This window comes from Streptomyces sp. NRRL S-495 (assembly GCF_000966955.1).
Taxonomy (GTDB): Bacteria; Actinomycetota; Actinomycetes; order Streptomycetales; family Streptomycetaceae; genus Kitasatospora; species Kitasatospora purpeofusca.
On the sequence record NZ_JZWY01000350.1, the window covers coordinates 1 to 2,252 of the forward strand.

Genomic DNA, 2,252 nt, shown 5'->3' on the forward strand with positions numbered 1-2,252 from the left:
CCCTACGCCCGGAGGAGCCGACGTGAGCAACGCACCCGATGCGCCCGGTGGGGCGGACGAATCCGAACGGGTCGACCTCGGCCCCATCGACTACCTGGTGATCGCGTTCCCCGGCAGCCACCTCCGTGGCGAGGGCCTGCCGCTGCTCGTCGACCTGGTCGATCGCGACATTGTCCGGATCCTCGACCTGATCTTCGTCCGCAAGGACGAGGACGGCACGGTCACCGCCGTCGAACTGGCCGACGTGACCGGCGACGGGGTCCTCGACCTGACCGTCTTCGAGGGCGCCTCCTCCGGTCTGCTCGGGGACGCCGACATCACCGAGGCCGGTCTGGTCCTGGAGCCCGGCGACTCCGCCGCGGTGCTCCTCTACGAGAACCGGTGGGCCGCTCCGCTGGCCGCCGCCCTGCGGCGGGCGGACGCGCGCATGGTCGCCAGTGGCCGCGTCCCGGTCCAGGACCTCCTCGAGGTGCTGGACGCACTGGAGGAGCTCGACGCCGCGGGCTGACCCGCGCGCACCCCACCCCCACCCCGATCTCCCTCACCCCAGGCAGGAAGCCATGCCCGGACTGCTACGTGGCGTCGCCCGCACCGCGGTCGTCGCCGGAACGGCCACCGCCGTCTCCAACCGAGTCTCCCGCCGCCAGGCCGGCCGCTGGTCGCAGCAGGAGGCCGCCGAACCCGCCCCCGCCGCCGCCCCGGCCGCACCCCCGCCGGCCGCCGCGGCGCCCGCCGCGCCGACCATGGAGGAGAAGCTGGACCAGCTCAAGGACCTCGCGACGCTCAAGGACCAGGGGGTCCTCACCGAGGAGGAGTTCGCCGCGCAGAAGGCCCGGATCCTCGGCAGCTGACCATGGCGAACCGCTGGAAGCCCCTGGTCGTCCTCGGCACGGCCCAGTTCCTGATGGTGCTGGACGCCTCGGTGATGAACGTCTCGATCAGCCAGCTGGTCGAGGACTTCGACACCGAGGTGACCGCCATCCAGGCCGTCATCACCCTGTACACCCTGGTGATGGCGGCCTTCATGCTGACCGGCGGCAAGATCGGCGACATGTTCGGGCGCCGCCGGGTCTTCGTGATCGGCCTGGTCGTGTACGCGGTCGGCTCGGGGCTGACCGCGGTGGCGCCCACCGTCGGGGTGCTCGCCCTCGGCTGGTCGATCATCGAGGGCCTGGGGGCGGCCCTGGTGCTGCCCGCGCTGGCCGCCCTGGTGGCCGGCTCCTACGCGGGCCGCGACCGGGCCGTCGCCTACGGCGTGATCGGCGGCCTGGCGGGCGCGGGCATCGCGGTGGGCCCGCTGCTCGGCGGCTGGGTGACCACCTATCTGACCTGGCGGCTGGTGTTCGCCGGCGAAGTGGTGCTGGTCGTCACGATCCTGCTGCTTATGCGCTGGATACCGGCGCAGCCCCGGCCGACCGACCCGCCCCGGCTCGACCTGCTCGGCGTCGTACTGTCCGCCTCGGGCCTGGCCCTGATGGTGCTGGCCGTGCTGCAGAGCGGGACCTGGGGCTGGGTCCAGCCGCGCAACCCGCCGTTCACCGTGCTCGGCTTCGCGCCGACCCTGTTCGTCGTCGCCCTCGGCGCCGCCCTGACCTACGCCTTCTGCGTGCACGAGCGCCGACGCGAGGGCCGGGGCCGCACGCCCCTGGTCTCGCTCGACCTGTTCGGCAACCGGACGCTGCGCTCGGGGCTGATCACCCTGTTCAACCAGAACACCGTCCTGCTGGGCCTGTTCTTCGTCATCCCGCTCTACCTCCAGGTCGTCCAGGGCCTGAACGCCTTCGAGACCGGTCTGCGGCTGCTGCCGGTGTCCGTGACGATGCTCGGCGCCTCGATGTCGGGCACCCTGCTGCTGCGCTACGCCTCACCGCGCACCATCGCCAGGGCGGGGCTGCTGGTCCTGCTCGCCGCCACCCTGTGGCTGATCACGGCGATCGGACCGGACCTGGACGGCGCCTCCTTCGCCGGGGCGATGGCCCTGCTCGGCGTCGGGATGGGGATGCTCGCCTCGCAGCTGGGCAACACGGTGCAGTCCAGCGTGCTGGCGGAGGAGCGCAGCGAGGCCGGCGGGCTGCAGTACACCGCGCAGAACCTCGGCTCCTCGCTCGGGACGGCGCTGATCGGGGCGATCCTCATCGGGGCCCTCGCGACCTCCGTGACCAGCCAGATCGAGAGCGATCCCCGGGTCTCCGGGGCCGTCGCGCAGCAGACCGCCGTCCAGGTGGAGGCCGGTCTGTCCTTCGTCCCTGTCT

At 72.6% G+C, this 2,252-nt stretch carries 3 protein-coding genes; all 3 read left to right on the top strand.

What is annotated here, in order from left to right; translation table 11 throughout:
- Positions 1-22: 22 nt before the first annotated feature.
- Positions 23-508, top strand: coding sequence for a DUF6325 family protein (locus tag VR45_RS18595; protein WP_045940917.1), 486 nt, complete (start codon positions 23-25; stop codon positions 506-508).
- 52 nt (positions 509-560) lie between these two features.
- Positions 561-851: an SHOCT domain-containing protein gene (locus VR45_RS18600; RefSeq protein ID WP_045940918.1), complete on the top strand. Its 291-nt coding sequence runs from the start codon at positions 561-563 to the stop codon at positions 849-851.
- A 2-nt stretch (positions 852-853) separates the two neighbouring features.
- The coding region (locus VR45_RS18605) for an MFS transporter (RefSeq protein WP_045940919.1) at positions 854-2,252 on the top strand (1,399 nt) is incomplete at its 3' end.

Coding starts and splice junctions, on each gene's coding strand:
- VR45_RS18600 (WP_045940918.1), top strand. CDS start 561: ATGCCCGGACTGCTACGTGGCGTCGCCCGCACCGCGGTCGTCGCCGGA.